Here is a 17,084-nt window from a genome sequence, read left to right on the forward strand (position 1 = left end):
ATCGGACCGGCCTTTCGGGGTCGGTCCGATTCTGTCTGTCAGGGCCTATATGGGGGCCATCGGCATGATCCGCATCAAGGCTGGGGTTCCCCGCAGCAGGCGGCCCCGGACGCACTCACGGCCCAGGCGCCGTGCCCTCGCCCTGGCGTTGCCCACGGCATGGGGTGCCGCCGCGGTCGGCTACCGGTTCGGGTGCCCGCTGGCCGAGCAGAACGCGCTCGGCGCACGGATCGTCACCAGCGCGGTGTTCTTCGCGGTCGGCACCGGACTGATACTCCATGTCCGCCGGACCCTGCTCAGGGAGCTGAGGCAGGCCCGCAAGGTCGCCGGTGCCGCGCAGAGCGTGCTGCTGCGGCCGCTGCCACCCCGCCTCGCCGGACTGCACGTGGCCGCCGCCCAGCTCTCCGCCGACCGGGGCGCGAGCATCGGCGGCGATCTCTACGAGGCCGTCGCCACCGAACACGGCGTACGGGTCGTGATGGGCGACGTCCGCGGGCACGGACTGGCCGCCATCGCCACAGCCGCCGCGGTCCTCGGCAGCTTCCGGGAGGCCGCCCACGACGAACCTGAACTGGGCCGGGTCCTGGGCCGGCTGGACCGCGCCCTCGCCCGGCACCTGCGCGAACGGGCCAGGACGGAACACCCGTCCAGCGGCGCCCAGGACCCGGAAAGCCCGGTCGCCGAGGAGTTCGTCACCCTGCTGCTCCTGGAGATCGCGGGAGACGGCGAGGTACGGGCGATCAACTGCGGCCACCCGTGGCCGTACGTGCTGAGTGGCATGCGGGTGGAGCCCCTGTCGTCGGCCGATCCGTTCCCGCCGCTCGGCCCCTTCCCGCTCCCGGCGGACCTGACCGCGCCGTCCTGCGGTCATCTGCTGGCCGACGAGTCCCTGGTCCTGTACACGGACGGCGCGGAGGACGCGAGGGACGCGAGGGGCCGTTTCTTCTCCCTGCCGGAGGCACTCGCGAAAGCGGTTCGTGACCGCCCCGTCTCCCCCCAGGCCGTCCTCCGCACGGTCTTCACGGCCTTGCTGCACCACACGAACGGCCGCCCGACCGACGACATCGCCCTCCTGGTACTCCACAACGAACGCACGCATCGACGCGCGCCCGCCCACCCGCAGGCGAGGAACTGTCTCGAGCGGCCGCTTCTTTAGTCGTCGGCCAGGCCACCGCATGTGCGAGGGGGAGCCGGTGGCCGGGCCGGCCTCTTGCGAGGCACCCAAGTCAACCGGACCGACACTCTCCGCAACAGTGCGCGCACGCTGAGGATGTGCGCACTCGGTTCACACCCCGTGTGAACGCATTCGCACTACGCTGACGGCACCAGGCCACCCGGGGGGCATCCATGCAGCCCAACTCACTGCTCGACGCGATCCTGGACGAGGCGGGGATCTCGCACGCCGGTCTCGCCGCCCACGTCAACCAGGCGGGCCGGGCCCGTGGACTCTCGCTACGCTACGAACACACCGCCGTCGCCCGATGGCTGAAGGGGCAGCGGCCCAGGGGGCAGGTGCCCGACCTGATCTGCGAGGTGCTCGCGGGGCGGCTGCACCGCCCGGTCACCCTCGACGACATCGGCCTCGGCGTCCCCGGCCAGCCCAGCGTCCCGCACGCCACCTCGCTCTCCGGCTTCGTCGAACGGGCCACCGCCCTGTGGCGCTCCGACGAGCAGCAGCGCCCGCACATACTCGGCGCCCCCGCGGTCACCGGCACGCCCGCCGTGATGCCGGTGTGGGAATGGGAGAACCCGCCCGAGGACGTCGACGTCTCGCGTGGCGGACGGCACCGGGTGACCCACGCGGACCTGGAGATGCTGCGCGCGGCCCGCGCCCACTACGAGCAGATGTACCGCAAGGCCGGCGGCATGGCGACCCGCACCCGGATCGTCGGCTTCCTCAACGCCGAGGCGGCCCCGCTGCTGCGCGGCAGCTACACGGACGCCACCGGACGCCAACTGCACCGGGCGACCGGAGGGTTGGTGGCCATCGCCGGCATCTGCGCGTACGACTCCGACGCCCACGGTCTCGCCCAGCGCTACTTCCACCAGGCCCTGCGGCTGGCCAAGGCCAGCGGGGACCGGGGACTCGGCGCGTACGTCATCGCGCTGCTCGTCAACCAGTCGTTGTTCATGCGGGAGTTCCGGCAGGCCGTCGCCTTCGCGGAGGCCGCGCTGCGCACCGCGGGCAAGCACATCACCCCCGCCCTCGCCTCCGACCTCTACGCGATGCAGGCCAAGGCGTACGCCCACCTCGGCGACGGTACGAGCGCGCTGTCCTGCATCCGGCGGGCCGAGACGGCCGCCGATCGCATCCGGCGGGGCCATGAACCCGACGAGACCGGCTATGTCCAGCCGGGCCTGGTCAACGTGCAGGTGGCCGAGGCGCTGCTCAGCCTCGGCGAACTCGCCGCCGCCCGGGAGCACGCGGCGGCGGCCGTCGACAACCCGGCCCACGACCGGGGGCGGGTGCACCGGCTCGCCATGCTGAGCACCATCGAACTGCGCCAGGGAAACGCCGACAACGCGGTGGCCACGGCCGTGCAGATGGCCGAGCAGGCCCGCGGGATGGAGTCCCAGCGGCTGCGCGACAGACTGCGCGCGGTACGCGAGCACCTGGTGCGCAGCGGCGGCACCGGAACCGCCGAGGCCGCGGAACTCATCGACGGCGCACTGCGCGTACCGTTCTAGGCGTGCTGTAGGCCTGAGAAGCCCCTGCTGCGATATTGCCACTTACTCGGCGGAAGGTGGCAGAACCATGCAGTGGGCGAAACAGAACGAACAAACTGTGTATGAAAACCGCTGGTTCAGCGTCAATCTCGCAGATGTCGAGCTGCCGGACGGCCGGCACCTCGACCACTTCCTGATACGGCTGCGGCCCGTGGCCGTGGCGACGGTGGTCAACGAGGCGGGCGAGGTCCTGCTCCTGTGGCGCCACCGTTTCATCACCGACAGCTGGGGCTGGGAACTCGCGGCGGGAGTCGTGGAGGACGGCGAGGACATCGCCGTCGCGGCCGCCAGGGAACTGGAGGAGGAGACCGGCTGGCGGCCGGGGACCCTGCACCATCTCATGACCGTGGAGCCGTCCAACGGCCTCACCGACGCCCGGCACCACATCTACTGGTCCGAGGAGGGCGAGTACGTCGGGCACCCCGTGGACGACTTCGAGTCGGACCGCCGGGAGTGGGTCTCCCTCAAGCTCGTCCCGGACCTGATCGCCCGCGGGGAGGTCCCGGCCGCCAACATGGCGGCCGCGTTACTCCTGCTGCATCACATGAGGCTCGCCGACGACCGGTAGGCTAACGGGCCAGCGCCTGCCAGACCGTGACGACCAGGGCGCCCAGTGCGGTGAGCGCGGCGAGTGAGGGCAGCGGCCAGCGGGCGTGCTCCAGCGAGGACAGGCGGGTGTTCAGCTCGTCCAGTTCCTTGGCCGTCTCCTTGGTGCGGTGGCTGAGCAGGTTCAGCCCTCCCTCGACCTGTGCGTAGGCCACATCGAGGCGACGACGTAACTCTGCGAGTTCTCCTTGGACCACGGGATGCTCTGGTTCGGTGGTCACGGGTCCACTCCCTTGCGTAGTCGGAGTCGTTGTTCCGCATCCCTTTGCATGCGCATGAAGAGTGAACTCGCCTGGTGAGCGCGTGGGGAGAGTGTGCGAAGGGCATATGCGTGCCCAGAGTGCACACGGTGTGTGAAACACGCGGGCCCGGCACCGAAGGAGGTGCCGGGCCCGTGGAGCATCGCTCCCTGTGACCAACGGGGCGTGCTCAGCCGTACGTGTAGAACCCCGAGCCGGTCTTGCGGCCCAGCCGCCCCGCCTCGACCATGCGCTGGAGCAGCGGGGGAGCGGCGTACAGCGGCTCCTTGTACTCGGCGTACATGCTGTTCGCGATGGAGACGATGGTGTCCAGGCCGATCAGGTCGGACAGCCGCAGCGGACCCATCGGGTGGGCGCAGCCCATCTCCATGCCGTTGTCGATGTCCTCGCGGCCCGCGATGCCGGACTCGAACATCCGGATGGCGGAGAGCAGGTACGGCACCAGCAGCGCGTTGACCACGAAGCCGGAGCGGTCCTGGGCGCGGATGGCGTGCTTGCCGAGCACCTTCTCGGCGAACATCTGGGCGCGGCTGAGGGTGCCCTCGGAGGTGGTGAGGGCGGGGATCAGCTCGACCAGCTTCTGCACCGGCGCCGGGTTGAAGAAGTGGATGCCGATCACGTGGTCGGGGCGGGAGGTCGCGACCGCCAGCTTCACCAGCGGGATCGAGGAGGTGTTGGAGGCGAGGATCGCGTCCGGGCGGGTCACCACCTGGTCGAGCACCTGGAAGATCTCCGTCTTCACCTGCTCGTTCTCCACGACGGCCTCGATCACCAGGTCACGGTCGGCGAACTCGCCGAGGTCCGTGGTGAAGCTCAGCCGGGCCAGGGTGGCGTCCCGCTCCTCCTCGCTGATCTTGCCGCGCTCGGCGGCCTTGGCCAGGGAGTTGTACAGCCGGGTACGGCCGATCTCCAGGGCCTCGCCGGTGGTCTCGGCGACCCGCACGTCCAGACCCGCGCGGGCGCACACCTCGGCGATGCCCGCTCCCATCTGGCCGCAGCCCACGACTCCGACCTTCTCGATGTCGGTCACATCGTCCCTTTCGCTGATCTACGGGCGGCCGGCAGGACCCCCGGATCCGGTGCCTGCTCCGTTCGTGCACGTTACCCGTAAGTATCGATGATCGATCGTCCGGGTGGGGGCATCCTGTGGCGCGGAGGCGATCCGTGACCACGCGGATCCGGAGTGTGGAAAGGTCTCACGATGGCACGAGTGTCTCGCAGGGCGTTCGCGGTGGCGGCGCTGGCCACGCTCACGACGGGGGCACCGGGCGCGGCGGCCGCCGGGGGACACCCGCGCCGGGCGGCCGCCGAGATGCGCGGCATGTGGCTGGCGACCGTCTCCAACCGCGACTGGCCGTCCCGCGCCGGCCTCACCGCCGGGGACCAGCGCCGGGAACTGACCGCCCTCCTCGACCAGGCGGTCCGGCACCGGCTCAACACCGTGATGTTCCAGGTACGGCCCACCGCGGACGCCTTCTGGCCCTCGCCGTACGAGCCCTGGTCGCAGTACCTCACCGGCACCCAGGGCAGGAACCCCGGCTGGGACCCGCTGGGCGTCGCCGTCGAGGAGGCCCATGCCCGGGGCCTGCAACTGCACGCCTGGTTCAACCCGTACCGGATCGCCAACCACACCGACCCGGGCAAGCTGGTCTCCTCGCACCCGGCGCGCAGGCACCCGGACTGGGTGGTGCCCTACGGCGGCAAGCTCTACTACAACCCGGGGCTCCCGGCCGTCCGCGCCTTCGTGGAGCAGGCGATCCTGGACGCGGTCGCCAAGTACCCGGTGGACGCCGTCCACTTCGACGACTACTTCTACCCGTACCCGGTGGCCGGTCAGACCTTCGACGACGACGAGGCGTACGACGCCCATGGCGGCGACTTCTCCTCCCGGGCGGCCTGGCGACGGGACAACATCGACAAGCTGGTGACCGAGACCGCCGCCGGGATCAGGAAGCTGCGGCCCGGCACACAGTTCGGGATCAGCCCCTTCGCGGTGTGGCGCAACGCCGCCACCGACTCCCGCGGCTCGGACACCAGGGCGGGCGTCGAGACGTACGACGACCTGTACGCGGACACCCGGACATGGGTGCGGAAGAACTGGATCGACTACGTCGTCCCGCAGGCGTACTGGCAGATCGGGAACTCCGCCGCCGACTACGCCGAGGTCGTCGACTGGTGGGCGGGTGTGGCCAAGGGATCCGGGACCCGGCTGTACATCGGTGAGGCGCTCTACCAGACGGGAGCCGCCGGCGCGGCCCCGGCCTGGCAGGACCCGGCCGAGCTGTCCCGGCACCTCACCCTGGCCGACCGGTACCCGCAGGTCGGCGGGCACGTGTACTTCGCGGCCAAGGACGTGGCCGCGGACCGGATCGGAGCCCTGTCCCGGGTGGTCGCCGACCACTACCAGCAGCCGGCGAACCCACCGGGCTGACCGCCGGACCCCGCAGGGGCCACACCGGTCTAGGACTGTTGACGGGTCTCCTGGTGCCTGACCTGGCAGTCGGGGCCGGGGGACATGATGGCCTCGTGGCCGTCCTCGAAGCGGACCCGGTAGGGCGGGTTGCCCTCGGGGCCCAGCACCTTGACGACGGTCGAGACCTGGTCGTGCTGTCCGACCACCCTGCCGTGCTGGACAAGCTGGTCGCCCTCGGATGCACGCATCTCCAGGGCCTCCTCACGATCGCGATCGTTGGGTGACGGCGATGCACACGAGCACTGCGGCGGCCGTGAGTGGCGCGGCCACGGTGAGGTGCTCGCCCAGCAGCAGCACCGACCACACCAGTGTGAGCAGGGGCTGGGCCAACTGCAACTGGCTGGCCTTCGGGATCCCGATGGTCGCCATGCCCCGGTACCAGACCATCAGACCGAGGAACTGCGAACCCGCCGCCACCCACAGCACGCCGGCGACCCCGTGCGCGTTCCAGACGACCGGCTCGTACGATAGCGCGACCACCGCGGCCGGCACGGTCAGCGGCAGGCAGAGCACCAGCGCCCAGCCGATGACCTGCCAGCCCGGCATGACCCGGGCCAGCCGGCCGCCCTCGGTGTAGCCGGCCGCGCACACCACCAGCGCCCCGAAGAGGTAACCGTCGGCGGTCGTGAGTGCCCCGCCGCTCTGGGCGGCCGTGAACGCCAGCACGGCCGCCGCGCCCGCCAGTGCCGCGGCCCAGAAGGTGCGGGAGGGGCGCACGCCCGTCCGCAGGGCCGAGAAGAGGGCGGTGGTCAGCGGGAGCAGGCCCACCACGACCGCCGCGTGCGAGGTGGTGGAGGTCTGGAGGGCGAGCGTGGTCAGCATCGGGAAGCCCAGCACGACGCCGGCCGCGACCACGGCCAGCCCCGCCCAGTGCCGGCGCTCGGGGAGTCGTACCCGCAGGAACAGCAGGCAGGCGCCCGCCATGGCCGCCGCGAGCACGCTGCGCACGGCGACCAGGGCCCAGGGGCCGAAGCCCTCCAGGCCCCAGGCGGTGGCGGGGAAGGTGAGGGAGAAGGCGACGACACCGAGGGCGGCCTGCACGGTGCCCAGCCGGTGGGAGGCGGGCACGGCGGTCCCGGGACCTGGCGGTGAACCGCTGACCGCTATCGAATCCGGTTCGGTAGCGCTACTCTGTACTCTCATGCAAGAGCGTAGCAGTGTGGTTGAGCTGGCGGAACAGCTGCGGCGGGATCTGGACCGCTACTCACCGGGTGGAAAGCTCCCGTCGAGCCGGGTGCTCGTCGAGCGGTTCAGGGTGAGCCCGGTGACCGTCTCGCGGGCGCTGGCCCAGCTGGTCGCGGAAGGCCTGGTCGTCACCCGGCCCGGCGCCGGCGCCTTCAAGGCCCGGCCGCGCGTCGCGGCCGAGCCCACCGGAGACACCTCCTGGCAGGAGGTCGCGCTCAGTGCCGAGGGTGCCCTCGACGTGGTCCCGCGCACGGTCGACGCCTCCGGGGTCACCGTCTGCCTGGCCGCCCCGCCGCCCGGCGTCCTGGAACTCAGCGGCGGCTACCTGCACGCTTCCCTGGAGCCGGAACGCGCCATGGCGGCGGCCCTCGCCAGGGCCGGCCGCCGCCCCGGCGCCTGGGGCCGGCCGCCGCTCGACGGACTGCCCGAGCTGCGCGAGTGGTTCGCCCGCGACCTCGGCGGCGCCGTCACCGCCGCCGAGGTGCTGATCGCGGCCGGCGGCCAGTCCGCGCTCGCCACCGCCCTGCGCGCACTCGCCCCGCCCGGCGCCCCCGTCCTCGTCGAGTCGCCCACCTACCCCGGCATGCTCGCCCTCGCCCGCGCCACCGGCCTGCGCCCGGTCCCCGTCCCGGTCGACCCCGACGGCGTGAAGCCGGAACTGCTCACCGACGCCTTCCGCGCCACCGGCGCCCGGGTCTTCGTCTGCCAGCCCCTCTTCCAGAACCCGACCGGCGCCGTCCTCGCCCCCGACCGCCGCGCCGAGGTGCTGCGCATCGCCCGCGAGGCCGGCGCGTTCGTCGTCGAGGACGACTTCGTCCGACGGCTCGTGCACGCGGACGCGGGCCCGCTGCCCCGCCCGCTCGTGGCCGACGACCCGGACGGCGTGGTCGTCCACGTGGGCTCGCTGACGAAGGCGACGTCCCCCAGCTTCCGGGTGGCCGCCCTGGCCGCCCGCGGCCCGGTCCTCGAACGCCTGCGCGCCATCCAGATCGTCGACACCTTCTTCGTGCCCCGCCCGCTCCAGGAGGCCGCCCTCGAACTCGTCGGCTCCCCGGCCTGGCCCCGCCATCTGCGCGCCCTGTCGGCCGAGCTGAAGACCCGCCGGTCCACGCTCACCGGCGCCGTCGCCCAGCACCTTCCCGAACTCGCCCTCCCGCACATCCCGTCCGGCGGCTACCACCTCTGGCTGCGGCTGCCCGAGGGCGTCGACGACACGGCCCTGACCGGCGCCGCCCTCCGCGCGGGCGTCGCCATCACCCCCGGCCGCCCCTACTTCAGCGCCGAACCCCCCGCCGCCCACGTCCGGCTGAGCTTCGCGGCGGTCGCCGGGGCGGGCGAGCTCACCGAAGGGGTACGACGGCTGCGCGCCGCCTGCGACGAGGTGCTGCGCCCCAGACCCTGACCAGACCCCGACCGGACCCGGAAATCCGATCGACGCCGCCGCGCCCCAGCGGCGAGGATCCCCGCATGAGTGATGCACCCCGCCTCCCCGAGGGCTACGAGTTCTCCGCCGACACCGACCGGGTGGACGTCGACCGCGTCCACCGCTGGCTGTCCAAGGACGCGTACTGGGCGACCGGACGCCCGCTGGAACAGCAGCGCCGGGCGATGGCGGGGTCCCTCAACTTCGGGGTGTACGACACCGCCACCGGCGAGCAGGTGGCGTACGCGCGCGTGGTGACCGACCACGCGCTGTTCGCCTGGCTGGCCGACGTGTACGTCGACCCGGCGGTGCGCGGCAAGGGCGTCGGCACGGCGATGGTCGGGGCGATCCGCGAACACCTGCGGCCGTCCGGGGTGCGCCGGGTGCTGCTGGCCACCCACGACGCCCACGGCGTCTACGCGCAGCTCGGATTCGCCCCGCTCGAACACCCGGACCAGTGGATGGCGCTCTACTACCCGGTACCGGAGTGACATTAGGGCCGACTTGTCGGACACCTCCTGACCACTGGGTAACATTTCCTCCACCTCCGGCAACTAACCGACCGAACGCTCTTGACCTGCACACATGGGCGTCCCACCATCGCCGCATGTCACTACGGGTCACGTTCGTCGCGGCCGCGCGCAGCTCACCGCTGCTCGCCGAGCGTTTCGAGGACGACCGCCCGCTGGACCAGGCGGGCTGGCAGGAGGTGCAGCGCGTCGTCGGCGAGCTGCTGCCGCTGGCGGCGGCCGAGCTGCGCTACTGCTCACCGACCCCGCGCAGCCGGGCGACCGGCGAGGGCCTCGGCTACGCCCCGCTGGTCCAGCTCGCCCTGCGCGACTGCGACATGGGCCGCTGGCGCGGGCTGACGCTGGGCGAGGCGATGGCACGCGAGCCGGACCTGGTGGACGCCTGGCTCGCCGACCCGCGTGCCGTCCCGCACGGCGGCGAGTCGCTGCTGGGGTTCATCTCCAGGGTCGGCGGCTGGCTGGACACCCGCCCGGTGGGCGACGGTGGCCGGATCGTCGCCGTCGCCGAACCCTCGGTGATCCGCGCCGCCGTCGTCTACGCCCTCAAGGCGCCGCCCTCGACCTACTGGAACATCGACGTCCGCCCGCTGTCGACGACCACGGTCACGGGTCTGGCCGGCCGCTGGAACCTCCGCTTCGACGCCGTGCCGCCGCAGCCCTCGCGCACGTAGCCACCCCCGGCACCCGCGTGCACGGACCCAGGTCACCCCGCGCGCGTGTAGTCGGTCGTCAGGACCAGGTCCTTCGCCGGACCGCCCACCCGCCACACCGTCCGCCAGCGGTCGGCGTCCCGGACCGTGAACTCGCCCCGGTAGTGGTCGGCCGCGCAGGGGTGGTCGGCGACGTACCGCCCCGACGCCAGGTCCAGATCGTGGAAGGGCCGCCCGTCGGCGAACCGCACGTCCACCGTCCCCGGCCGCGCGCCCGGCAGGAACCGCAGCGTCCGCTCGGCGGGCCGCGCGACCCCCCGCCAGGTGAACGTCCCCGACTCCTCGTGCAGCAACCCGCCCCCGTCCAGCGGCCGGAACACGGTGGTCCCCTCGAACCGCCCCTCGTCCCCGCCCGCCAGGTCCCGCACGGTCCGCTCGACCCGCCACCGCCCGGCCAGATGGGCCAGCGCGTCCGGCACCGGCCAGAACCCGTCCACGTCCCTCACCTCCTCGCACCCGGCGAGCGCCCCACACCGCCCGCCGCGCCTCGCCGTGTGCGCATCCCCCTCGACCCTAGGCGACGTCGGGACCGGGTGCGGGCCGCTCTCCGACCGGGAGCAGCCCGCGCTCGGCGAACACCTTCTTCGCGACCAGGGTGGCGTTCAACGCCCGCGGGAATCCGCAGTACCCGGCGGAGTGCAGCAGTGCCTCCACGATCTCCTCGGGGGTGAGGCCCGCGTTGAGGGAGAAGTTGATGTGCACCTCCAGCTGGGGCTCGCAGCCGCCCAGCGCGGTGAGGATGCCCAGGGTCACCAACTGCCGGTCGCGGGGCGGCAACTGGGGGCGGGAGTAGATCTCCCCGAAACCCCAGGCGACCACCTGGTGGCCCAGCTCGGGACTGGTGTCGGCCAGGGCGTCGAGAACCTGTGGTGCGGCGCCGCCGGCGACCTGGCCCATGACCTCCAGGCCCTGGGCGAAACGCTCTTCACGGGTCGTGCTCTCACTCATGCCGGTTCTTCCGTTCTCCTCGGCGACGGTCACGACGAGAACGCTAGGAGTTGGAGCACGCTCCAGGTCAAGCCGCCGCCGCGCCTCACCCCGCGCCCCGGACGGTGTCCGCGGCGGCGAGGAGTTCGCCGAGAACGGTCCGCACCGCCCGGCGCGCCGCGCGTTCGGGGCGGTGGAGGACGTCGATGTGGCGGTGGACCCCGATACCGCCGAGTGCTCTGAGGACGACACCCGGGTGCGGGCGGGACGTCCAGCGGGGCATCAGGGCGATCCCGCCGCCCGCGGCGACCACCTCCGCGACCACCGCGATCTCGTTCACCCGGTGGACGATCTCGACCCGGCGGCCGGCCGCGGCGGAGATGGCGTCGACGGTCGCCAGGAGCGGGAAACCGTCGTGCACGCTGATCCAGGGCTCGTCGGCGACGTCCTCGGCGGTCAGGACGGACCGGGCCGCCAGGGGGTGGCCGAGGGGCAGGGCGATGTCGAGGGGTTCGCGCAGCAGCGGGGTGACCGTCGCGGTGCGCGGCCAGGGCGGGGCGTGCTCGAGACGGTGGGCGAGGACCAGGTCGTGGACGCGGGTCAGGGGCGGGAAGCCGGCCTGCGCCACGTCCTCGTCGTGCAGGGCGAGGCGGGGGGAGCCCGGGGCCCGCAGCCGTCGCAGCAACAGCGGGTAGAAGGCGGCCGCCCCGCTGTGGAAGGCGGCCAGGGACACCGTGCCGTCGGGCTCCTCGACGTACTCCTCGATGGTGTGGCGGGCCCGGGCCAGTGCCGTCTCCACACCGATCGCCGCGTCGGCCAGCGCCTGCCCGGCCGCCGTGAGGACCAGCCTGCGCCCCGCGCGCTCGGTGAGCGGCACCGGGATCGAGCGCTGCAACAGGCGCAGCTGCTGCGAGATCGCCGAGGGCGTGACCCGCAGCGCCTCGGCGACCGCCGTGACGCTGCCCAGCTCGCCCAGCTCCCGCAGGACCCGCAACTGCCGCTCGTCCACCACCAGAGTGTAGCTCTGCTAAAGAATTGGTTCACCAGGTTGGCGTTTACTTCAACATGCAGGTCCGGGATCGTGAAGGGCATGCCGACCACCCGCCGTACCGATGGGGTGCTGCTGGCCGTCGCCGTCGTCTGGGGCTCCAGCTATCTGACGGCGAAGACGGCCACGGACGCCCTCCCCGTGCTGACCGTCCTCCTCCTGCGCCACGCCGTCGCCGCGCTCGCCTGCCTCCCCGTGCTGTGCGGCCCCGGTTCCCCCAGCCGTGCCGAGAGGCGCTACGGCGGTCTGCTCGGGCTCACCCAGTCCGCCGTCCTCGTCCTGGAGACCTACGGCGTCGCCCACACCAGCGCCGGGAACGCGGGCCTGATCATCAGCCTCACCCTGGTGCTCACCCCGGTCCTGGACCGCGCGCGGCTGCCGGGGAGGTTCTTCCTCGCCGCTGCTGTCTGCGTCGCCGGGGTCGGGCTGCTCGTGTGCGGCAGCGGGCTGCACGCCCCCGGCACCGGTGACCTGCTGATGCTGGCGGCGGCGGTGGCCCGGGCGGGGCACGTGGTGCTGGTCGGACGGGTGACCGCGGGCCGCGCTCTGCGCCCGCTGCCGCTGACTGCCGTGCAGAGCGTGGTCGGCGCGGTCCTCTTCCTCGGGCCGGCGGCTTCCGGGCTGCCGGTGCTCGCCGGGACCGGCGCCGTCACCTGGGCGCAGCTCCTGTACCTGGCCCTGGGGTGCGGCCTGTTCGCGTTCCTCGCCCAGACCTGGGCGATCCAGCGCATCTCCGCGACCCGGGCCGGGCTGCTCCTCGGCACCGAGCCGGTGTGGGCCCTGCTGGTCGGCATCGGGCTCGGCGGCGAACACCTCACCGTGCTCTCCGCGCTGGGAGCCGCACTGATCGTGACAGGGACATACTGGGGTCGATCGGTTGAAAGCGCCCATCGGGCCGCGTCTGCGCAAGCGGCCCCCGCGAGTGCCGCCGGTGACCTCTCGCGAGCGCGTTAACCTGAAAAACATTTCCCTGAAAACTTTTGTTTCCTTCGAGGTCGTGAATTCTTTCCCCTTCGTACGTTGATTCGGAATTGGAGTTGTTAGTTCGCATGCGAGACACAACCATCACGAACCTCTACCCGTCTAAGTCGGCGAAACAAAGACCAGCGGGGAGTAACACCCCCGTTATTTCTCTGGGGGCCGCACAGAATGAATCGCACTACCCTGGCCGGGCGCGAACAGGGGGTGAAACCGGCAGGGGACATAAAGCGGGAGACCGGTCCCGCGGGGCGGTTCGCCGACCGTCCGAGAGCGTCCGCGGCCCTGCTCGCGGCCCTCCTCACCACCGTCGCGTTCTGTGCCGCCGACGTCGCTGCCCGCAGCTACCCCTTCGGCCCCCGCACCCGCAGCGTCAACGACCTCGGCAACCAGTACGTGCCCTTCCACGCCCACCTGTGGGACCTGCTGCACGGCAGGGCCGACGGCGGACTCCTCGTCAACTGGCAGTCCGGGTACGGCTCCAGCTTCCTGCCGGATGTCGGCACCTATCTCAGCAGCCCGTTCGCCCTGCTGGTCGCGGTGTTCCCGCGCGACGAGATCGACCTCGCGGTATACGCGATCACCGTACTGAAGACGGCGACGGCGGGCGCCGCCATGGCCTGGCTGCTGCTCAGCCTGCGCCGGGGCCGCTGGTGGGCGGCAGGCCTGCTGGGCGCCTCCTACGCCCTGTGCGGCTGGAGCCTCGCGCTCGCCTCGTACAACCCGATGTGGCTCGACGGCCTGATCGCGCTGCCGCTGCTCTGCCTGGTCGGCGAGTGGACCATGGCCGGCCGGCGCCCGCTGCTCGGCGTGGTGATCGTGGCGCTGGCCTGGATCGCCAACTTCTACACCGCCTACATGGCCACCCTCGGCGCCGCCCTGGTGCTGCTGCTCCGGCTGGTGCTGGCCGAACTGCCCTGGCGGCGCGCCCTGGCCGTGGTGGGCCGGGCCGCGGTGACCGTCGGGCTCGGCATCGGGCTGGCCGCGCCGCTGGTGGTCGTCGTCTACTACGGCACCAAGCACGCCTACCCGGGCCGCGAGGGCCAGTTCGCCCCGGTCGGCACCGAGGACCTGCTCGCCCGGCTGCTGCCGACCACGTACAGCTACAGCTCCCCGGCCCTCTACGTCGGCCTCACCGCGCTCGTCCTCACCCTGGCCCTGCCGTTCCATCGGACGGTCCCGGTCAAGGTGCGGGCGGGCTGGACCGGTCTCGTGCTCGCGGTCGCCCTCTCCCTGCAATGGGCGCCGACCAGCCTGGCCTGGCACGCCTTCGCCGTCCCGAACGGCAGCTCCTACCGCCAGGCGTTCGTGGTCTGCGCCCTGCTGGTCATCGCCGCCTGGCACGCACTCGCCTACGGGACGCCCGACCGGCGCGCACTGGGCGCGGCGGCCGTGCTGCTGGTGCTGATCGCCGCCGTGGCCGGCCGCAGCCCGCTGGTCCAGCGGCACTCCCACTTCACCTGGCCGATCGTGGCGCTCGCCGCCGCGGGCGCCCTGGGCGGCCTGGCCCTCCTCGCCCTCGGCAACGGCCGGCCCGCGCTGGTCGGACTCGCCGCGCTGCTGCTGATCGGCGCGCAGTTCGGCGAGGCCGCCGCCACCTCCGCCGTGGCCACGCACAGGCGCCTCAACGAGATGGACGACTACGCCCCCTGGGGCGACCGCCAGCAGCAGCAGGCGGACGCCGTCGACCGGGCCGACGCCTGGCCGAGGTACCGCACGGAACCCGGCCGGGAGCAGACGGTCGGCAACGACCCGATGGTGGTCGGCGGCCAGGGCGCCCAGTACTACAGCAGCCTCACCTCCGACGTCCTCAGCCGCACCCTCACCGCGCTCGGCGGCGGCTGGACCTCGCGCGGACGCAGCCTGCAGAGCCTCGACAACCCGGTCACCGACGCGGTGTTCTCGGTGGGCGCCCGGGTGCACAACCCGCCGGACCCGCACCAGAAGTGGCTGCCCCAGGGCGGCGGTCCGTCGACCGTCACCCGCCAGGACGCCCCGCCGCTGGTGACCGTGCGGCCGGCCGCGGCCCGGACCACCCCCGCCGCCTTCGGCCCCTCGCCGTACCGCAACCAGGAACTGCTGCTCGGCGCCCGTGTCTACACCCTGCCCCGCACCACCCTCAGCGGTGGCCGGCAGGGCGACGAGGAGCGGGGGCTGCTGGTGGACGGGGCACAGACGTTCACCGCGCGCTGCCGGCCCGGGAGTGAGGTCTTCCTGTGGGCGCCGCACTACTCCGGCACCGCCCGACTGCCCGGTGGCGGCGGGCAGAAGCTCTACCGGTCCGACGCCGAGAACACGAAGATCGCCGCGATGCAGCCGCTCGGCACGGTTCCCGCCACCGGGCGGGTCCGGATCGAGCTGCAACCCGACCAACCCGATCAACCCGATCAACCCGACCAACTCGGCCGGGTTCCGGCGCGGGGGGCGGTCGGCTGTCTCGACACCGCGCGGCTGCGCGCCGCGGTCCGGCACCTGAAGTCCACCGGCGCGACGAAGGTGTCCGTCTCCGGCGGCACCGTGCACGCCCAACTGCCGGGCGGCAGCAGGGGGACCGCGGTGGTGGCCGCCCCGCGCATCGCCGGCTGGCGCTGCTCCGCCGGCGGCGCCGAGACCCCCGCGGGCGAGTTCTACGGCCTGATAGCCGTCCCTCTGAACGGCTCCGCCACCAGCCTCACCTGCACCTTCCACCCTCCCGGCCTGCGCCTTGGCACCGCCGTCGGCGGCGCCTCGCTGCTGGTCCTGCTCCTGATCGGCACCGTCCCCGCCGTCCGCCGCAGGGCCGCCGCCCGCCCCGGCGAGCGCACGGCCACCGCTCACTGACCCGTCCCCAGGGGAGAAGAACCCATGCTGATATCGATCGTGGCGCCCTGCTACAACGAGGAAGACGTCATCGAGCGCTTCCACGAGCAGATCCAGCGGATCGCCAACGAACTCCTGCCGCTCGGCCACGACATGGAGTTCGTGTACGTCGACGACGGCAGCCGCGACCGCACGCTGGCCCTGCTGAGCCGGATCGCCGACGGCGACTCACGTGTCCGGTACGTCTCCTTCAGCCGCAACTTCGGCAAGGAGTCGGCCCTGCTCGCCGGCCTGAAGCACGCCACCGGCGACGCCGTGATCGTGATGGACGCCGACCTCCAGCACCCCCCGGAGCTCATCAAGCGGATGGTCGAACTGCGCGGCGAGGGCTACGACCAGGTCATCGCCAGGCGGACCCGGCAGGGCGACCGCTTCACCCGCACCCTCACCGCCCGCCTCTACTACCGGCTCATCAACCGGCTGGTCGACGTCGAACTCGTCGACGGCGTGGGCGACTTCCGGCTGATGTCGCGCCGGGTGGTGGACGCGATCGTGAGCCTCACCGAGTACAACCGGTTCTCCAAGGGACTGTTCGCCTGGGTCGGCTTCCCCAGCACCACCTTCGAGTACGAGAACGCGGTGCGCGAGCACGGCAGCAGCTCCTGGTCGTTCCGCAGCCTGCTCAACTACGGCCTCGACGGGCTGCTCTCCTTCAACAACCGCCCGCTGCGCGCCGCGCTCTACCTCGGCATGACGCTGCTGGCCCTGGCCGGCGTGTACACGGCGTGGATCGTGGGGGCGGCGATGATCAACGGCGTCCAGACGCCCGGCTATGTCACCATCATTACAGCCGTCACCGCCCTGGCCGGCGTCCAGATGATCATGCTCGGGGTCATCGGGGAGTACACCGGCCGGATCTACTACGAGGTCAAGGGGCGCCCGCACTTCCTGGTGAAGGCGACGAACGTGGACCGAACGGAAGACCGCAGCCGCGGCACGACGAAGGACCTCATCCCCTGATGCCGAACGCCCTGTCGACCGCCCCGACGACCACCAGACCCCCTCGCCCGATATCGGGGCAGATCATCACCTTCGCGGCGGTGGGTGTCGTCAACACCGCGACCTACTACGGCCTTTACCTGCTTTTTCTCAGGTATTTGCCGTACCTCGCCGCACACGTTATCGCGTTCGTGCTCAGCATGATCGGCTCGTTCTTTCTCAATGCCCGGTTCACTTACCGGATCCGTCCCACCTGGCGGAAATTCCTGCTCTTCCCGCTGACCAACGCGACGAATTTTGTGATCACCACGGTGGGGGTGTACAGGCTGAGGGAGGTCAGATTCCGCAACTGTGCCAGGAGCCGCAGGCCTGCGGAGGTGTGGCTCGCCCTGGGCCGTGCCTCCAACGAACTCGGCGAC

The 17,084-nt window shown here is 72.2% G+C and carries 18 protein-coding genes; 11 read left to right on the plus strand and 7 right to left on the minus strand.

Annotated features, from left to right (window positions below; all coding sequences use genetic code 11):
- Positions 1 to 64: 64 nt before the first annotated feature.
- The 3 genes from ABZ646_RS20700 to ABZ646_RS20710 all read left to right on the plus strand — a co-directional run bounded on the left by ABZ646_RS20700 (position 65) and on the right by ABZ646_RS20710 (position 3,295).
- Positions 65 to 1,156: a PP2C family protein-serine/threonine phosphatase gene (locus tag ABZ646_RS20700; RefSeq protein ID WP_360520653.1), complete on the plus strand. Its 1,092-nt coding sequence runs from the start codon at positions 65 to 67 to the stop codon at positions 1,154 to 1,156.
- A gap of 191 nt (positions 1,157 to 1,347) precedes the next feature.
- Positions 1,348 to 2,688: a transcriptional regulator gene (locus ABZ646_RS20705; RefSeq protein WP_360520656.1), complete on the plus strand. Its 1,341-nt coding sequence runs from the start codon at positions 1,348 to 1,350 to the stop codon at positions 2,686 to 2,688.
- A 67-nt stretch (positions 2,689 to 2,755) separates the two neighbouring features.
- Positions 2,756 to 3,295 carry an NUDIX hydrolase gene (locus tag ABZ646_RS20710; RefSeq protein WP_360520659.1) on the plus strand — a complete coding sequence of 180 codons (540 nt, stop codon included), beginning with the start codon at positions 2,756 to 2,758 and terminating at the stop codon, positions 3,293 to 3,295.
- Position 3,296: 1 nt separating this feature from the next.
- On the opposite strand, the gene ABZ646_RS20715 is transcribed toward ABZ646_RS20710, so the two are convergent.
- Together ABZ646_RS20715 and ABZ646_RS20720 are read right to left on the minus strand one after the other, a co-directional pair.
- Positions 3,297 to 3,554, minus strand: coding sequence for a hypothetical protein (locus ABZ646_RS20715; RefSeq protein WP_132889181.1), 258 nt, complete (start codon positions 3,552 to 3,554; stop codon positions 3,297 to 3,299).
- Between the two features lie 208 nt (positions 3,555 to 3,762).
- Positions 3,763 to 4,623: a 3-hydroxybutyryl-CoA dehydrogenase gene (locus tag ABZ646_RS20720; RefSeq protein WP_360520662.1), complete on the minus strand. Its 861-nt coding sequence runs from the start codon at positions 4,621 to 4,623 to the stop codon at positions 3,763 to 3,765.
- Positions 4,624 to 4,794: 171 nt separating this feature from the next.
- Here ABZ646_RS20720 and ABZ646_RS20725 point away from each other — a divergent pair, with 171 nt between their 5' ends.
- Positions 4,795 to 6,024 carry a family 10 glycosylhydrolase gene (locus tag ABZ646_RS20725; RefSeq protein ID WP_360520665.1) on the plus strand — a complete coding sequence of 410 codons (1,230 nt, stop codon included), beginning with the start codon at positions 4,795 to 4,797 and terminating at the stop codon, positions 6,022 to 6,024.
- Positions 6,025 to 6,053: 29 nt separating this feature from the next.
- On the opposite strand, the gene ABZ646_RS20730 is transcribed toward ABZ646_RS20725, so the two are convergent.
- Both ABZ646_RS20730 and ABZ646_RS20735 read right to left on the minus strand, forming a co-directional pair.
- Complete coding sequence (locus tag ABZ646_RS20730) at positions 6,054 to 6,254, minus strand: DUF1918 domain-containing protein (protein ID WP_360520668.1); 201 nt, start codon at positions 6,252 to 6,254, stop codon at positions 6,054 to 6,056.
- A 13-nt stretch (positions 6,255 to 6,267) separates the two neighbouring features.
- Complete coding sequence (locus ABZ646_RS20735) at positions 6,268 to 7,209, minus strand: DMT family transporter (protein WP_360520671.1); 942 nt, start codon at positions 7,207 to 7,209, stop codon at positions 6,268 to 6,270.
- Here ABZ646_RS20735 and ABZ646_RS20740 point away from each other — a divergent pair.
- The 3 genes from ABZ646_RS20740 to ABZ646_RS20750 all read left to right on the plus strand — a co-directional run bounded on the left by ABZ646_RS20740 (position 7,208) and on the right by ABZ646_RS20750 (position 9,875).
- The gene (locus ABZ646_RS20740; RefSeq protein ID WP_360520674.1) at positions 7,208 to 8,653 is read left to right on the plus strand and encodes a PLP-dependent aminotransferase family protein; all 1,446 of its coding nucleotides are present in this window, start codon (positions 7,208 to 7,210) and stop codon (positions 8,651 to 8,653) included. The genes ABZ646_RS20735 and ABZ646_RS20740 overlap by 2 nt on opposite strands.
- A gap of 65 nt (positions 8,654 to 8,718) precedes the next feature.
- Positions 8,719 to 9,165: a GNAT family N-acetyltransferase gene (locus ABZ646_RS20745; RefSeq protein WP_360520677.1), complete on the plus strand. Its 447-nt coding sequence runs from the start codon at positions 8,719 to 8,721 to the stop codon at positions 9,163 to 9,165.
- A 116-nt stretch (positions 9,166 to 9,281) separates the two neighbouring features.
- A complete protein-coding gene (locus ABZ646_RS20750; protein WP_360520680.1) occupies positions 9,282 to 9,875 on the plus strand; it encodes a histidine phosphatase family protein in 594 nt (197 codons plus the stop codon).
- Between the two features lie 32 nt (positions 9,876 to 9,907).
- Here the strand turns inward: ABZ646_RS20750 and ABZ646_RS20755 are convergent, their stop codons facing one another.
- The 3 genes from ABZ646_RS20755 to ABZ646_RS20765 all read right to left on the minus strand — a co-directional run bounded on the left by ABZ646_RS20755 (position 9,908) and on the right by ABZ646_RS20765 (position 11,850).
- Positions 9,908 to 10,351 carry a DUF6314 family protein gene (locus ABZ646_RS20755; RefSeq protein WP_360520683.1) on the minus strand — a complete coding sequence of 148 codons (444 nt, stop codon included), beginning with the start codon at positions 10,349 to 10,351 and terminating at the stop codon, positions 9,908 to 9,910.
- Between the two features lie 76 nt (positions 10,352 to 10,427).
- The gene (locus ABZ646_RS20760) at positions 10,428 to 10,862 is read right to left on the minus strand and encodes a carboxymuconolactone decarboxylase family protein (RefSeq protein ID WP_360520686.1); all 435 of its coding nucleotides are present in this window, start codon (positions 10,860 to 10,862) and stop codon (positions 10,428 to 10,430) included.
- 85 nt (positions 10,863 to 10,947) lie between these two features.
- Positions 10,948 to 11,850, minus strand: a complete 903-nt coding sequence (locus ABZ646_RS20765; RefSeq protein ID WP_360520689.1) for a LysR family transcriptional regulator — start codon at positions 11,848 to 11,850, stop codon at positions 10,948 to 10,950.
- An 81-nt stretch (positions 11,851 to 11,931) separates the two neighbouring features.
- Here ABZ646_RS20765 and ABZ646_RS20770 point away from each other — a divergent pair, with 81 nt between their 5' ends.
- The 4 genes from ABZ646_RS20770 to ABZ646_RS20785 form a co-directional block, all read left to right on the plus strand.
- A complete protein-coding gene (locus tag ABZ646_RS20770) occupies positions 11,932 to 12,843 on the plus strand; it encodes an EamA family transporter (protein WP_360520691.1) in 912 nt (303 codons plus the stop codon).
- Positions 12,844 to 13,038: 195 nt separating this feature from the next.
- The gene (locus ABZ646_RS20775; protein ID WP_360520694.1) at positions 13,039 to 15,687 is read left to right on the plus strand and encodes a YfhO family protein; all 2,649 of its coding nucleotides are present in this window, start codon (positions 13,039 to 13,041) and stop codon (positions 15,685 to 15,687) included.
- A 24-nt stretch (positions 15,688 to 15,711) separates the two neighbouring features.
- The gene (locus ABZ646_RS20780; protein WP_360520697.1) at positions 15,712 to 16,686 is read left to right on the plus strand and encodes a glycosyltransferase family 2 protein; all 975 of its coding nucleotides are present in this window, start codon (positions 15,712 to 15,714) and stop codon (positions 16,684 to 16,686) included.
- A partial coding sequence (locus ABZ646_RS20785; RefSeq protein ID WP_360520700.1) for a GtrA family protein occupies positions 16,686 to 17,084 on the plus strand: 399 nt, incomplete at its 3' end. The genes ABZ646_RS20780 and ABZ646_RS20785, both read left to right, overlap by 1 nt.

It is taken from the genome of Streptomyces sp. NPDC007162 (assembly GCF_040634175.1).
Lineage (GTDB): Bacteria > Actinomycetota > Actinomycetes > Streptomycetales > Streptomycetaceae > Streptomyces.